General features: G+C 74.2%; 1 protein-coding gene and 1 pseudogene. One reads left to right on the top strand and one right to left on the bottom strand.

The genetic code is table 11. The features are described 5' to 3' along the window. Positions 1-335 (bottom strand): annotated as a pseudogene (locus tag ABZ641_RS31830) (hypothetical protein); the annotation flags it as partial. Positions 336-486: 151 nt separating this feature from the next. On the opposite strand from ABZ641_RS31830, the gene ABZ641_RS31825 reads away from it, so the two are divergent. After that, on the top strand, positions 487-2,778 hold the full coding sequence (locus tag ABZ641_RS31825; RefSeq protein ID WP_344624415.1) for an FdhF/YdeP family oxidoreductase: 2,292 nt from the start codon (positions 487-489) through the stop codon (positions 2,776-2,778). Positions 2,779-2,812 lie beyond the last annotated feature (34 nt).

Genomic DNA, 2,812 nt, shown 5'->3' with positions numbered 1-2,812 from the left:
GTCGGCGAGGGGGCCGGGGCCGGAGTCGGCGAGGGGGCCGGGGCCGGCGCTCCCCCGGCACCGGTCTTGGCCAGCCGGATCCCCGACGGCGCCGCCGGGGCGGGCAACACGTAGTCCTGGGCGGCCTCCTCGGCGGCCGGGGCAACGTCGGCAGCAGCAGCGGGCACGGCGGCGGCAGGCGCGGCCAGCGCCCAGCCGTCCGCCGGCAGGCCGTCCGCAGACAGACCGTCCACGGACGCGGCGTCGGCGGTCCCGGGGGCCTGCGGCGGGACGGCGGGGGCGGTCGGCTCGGGCACCTGGCCGAACCGGTCGGCGGGCTCCTCGATGGGCGGCATCCTCGGTCCTCGTTCGCTGCGGGTCGTCGGCGGTGGACGGGCGCCATCCTCCCATCGACCGGGGCCGTCCGGGTCCCCCGGACGGCCCCGGTGCGAGGATGGAGGCGGGCCGCGGCGACGATGCCGCCGCCCGGGTGGAGGAGGACCCGTCATGGCCAAGCAGGCCCCGCAGAGCGATCCGGTGCAGGACGCGCCGCAGATTTCCGCGCCGAAGCACGCGGCGGCCGGCGTCCCGGCCGTGCTGCACAGCCTGAGGATGGCCGGCGAGCAGATGAGCGCCCGCCGCACGCTGGCCGTGCTGAGCAAGGTGAACCAGCCGGACGGCTTCGACTGCCCGGGCTGCGCCTGGCCCGAGCCGGGCAAGACGCACACCGCGGAGTTCTGCGAGAACGGCGCCAAGGCCGTCGCCGAGGAGGCCACCGAGCGCCGGATCACCGCCGACTTCTTCGCCGCGCACCCCGTCCCGGAGCTGGCGCAGCGCTCCGGCTACTGGCTGGGGCAGCAGGGCCGGCTGACCGAGCCGATGCTGCTCGACGAGGGCTCCGACCGGTACGTGCCGGTCTCCTGGGAGCGGGCCTTCGAGATCGTGGCGGAGGAGCTGCGCGCTCTGGACACCCCGGACGGCGCCGCCTTCTACACCTCGGGCCGCACCAGCAACGAGGCGGCCTTCGCCTACCAGCTGTTCGCCCGCCGGCTCGGCACCAACAACCTGCCGGACTGCTCCAACATGTGCCACGAGTCGTCGGGGTCGGCGCTCACCGAGACGCTCGGCGTGGGCAAGGGCAGCGTCTCGCTGAAGGACCTCTACCAGGCCGACCTGATCATCGTGGCGGGCCAGAACCCGGGCACCAACCACCCGCGGATGCTCTCCGCGCTGGAGCGGGCGAAGCGGGCCGGGGCGACGATCGTCTCGGTCAACCCGCTGCCGGAGGCCGGCCTGGAGCGGTTCAAGAACCCGCAGAACGCCCGCGGCCTGGCCGCCAACGGCACCAAGCTGACCGACCTCTTCCTGCAGATCCGGCTCGGCGGCGACCTCGCGCTGTTCCGGGCGCTCAACCAGCTGGTGCTGGCCGCCGAGGGCGGCACGGACGAGGCGTTCATCGCCGAACACTGCCACGGCTTCGAGGAGTTCGCCGCCGAGGCGAAGTCCACCGACCGCGCCGAGGTGCTGGCCGCGACCGGTCTGCCGTGGGAGCAGATCGAGGAACTGGCCCGCCTGGTGCTGGCCTCGAAGAAGATCATCGTGTGCTGGGCGATGGGCCTGACCCAGCACCGGCACGCCGTGCCGACGATCCGCGAGGTCGTCAACTTCCTGCTGCTGCGCGGCAACGTGGGCCGCCCGGGGGCGGGCGTCTGCCCGGTGCGCGGGCACAGCAACGTGCAGGGCGACCGGACGATGGGCATCTTCGAGCGGCCGAGCACGGCGTTCCTGGACGCGCTGGGCCGGGAGTTCGACTTCGAGCCGCCGCGTGAACACGGCCTGGACTCGGTCGACACCATCCGGGGGATGCGCGACGGCCGGGTGAAGGTGTTCTTCGCCATGGGCGGCAACTTCGTCGCCGCGACCCCGGACACCGAGGTCACCGAGGCCGCGATGCGCCGCTGCCGGCTCACCGTGCACGTCTCCACCAAGCTCAACCGCTCGCACGTGGTGACCGGCGCCCGCGCGCTGATCCTGCCGACGCTCGGCCGCACCGACCGCGACTGGACGGAGGCCGGCGCGCAGTTCGTCTCGGTCGAGGACTCGATGGGCATGGTGCACTCCTCGCGCGGCGGGCTGCGGCCGCCGTCCGACGGCCTGCTCTCCGAGGTGGCGATCGTCTGCCGGCTGGCCCGGGCCGCACTCGGCCCCGAGGACCCGACCCCGTGGGAGGAGTTCGCGGTCTCCTACGACGCCGTCCGCGACCGGATCTCCCGGGTGGTACCCGGCTTCGAGGACTTCAACGAGAAGGTGCGCCGGCCCGGCGGCTTCGCGCTGCCGCACGGGCCGCGCGACAGCCGGACCTTCCCGACCGCGACGGGCAAGGCCAACTTCACGGTCAACCCGCTCACCGCGCCCGAGGTGCCCGAGGGCCGGCTGCTGCTGCAGACGCTGCGCTCGCACGACCAGTACAACACCACGATCTACGGCCTGGACGACCGCTACCGCGGCATCACCGGCGGTCGGCGCGTGGTGCTGGTGAACCCGGCCGACGCCGAACGGCTCGGCCTCGCCGACGGCCTCTACGTCGACCTGGTCGGCGAGTGGAAGGACGGCGTGGAGCGGCGGGCCCCGCACTTCCGGGTGGTGCACTACCCGGTGGCCCCGGGCGGCGCGGCCGCCTACTACCCGGAGACCAACGTCCTGGTGCCGCTGGACTCCACGGCGGAGATCAGCAACACCCCGACCTCGAAGGCCGTGGTGATCCGCTTCGAACCGGACACCGGCGCGCCCGTCGGCTAGACGGCAACGCACAGCGGCGCGCGGGGGGCTCCCC

Source organism: Kitasatospora sp. NPDC007106 (genome assembly GCF_040634455.1).
In the GTDB taxonomy this organism is placed as follows: domain Bacteria; phylum Actinomycetota; class Actinomycetes; order Streptomycetales; family Streptomycetaceae; genus Kitasatospora; species Kitasatospora arboriphila.
This window is presented reverse-complemented; position numbering and strand designations above follow the sequence as displayed.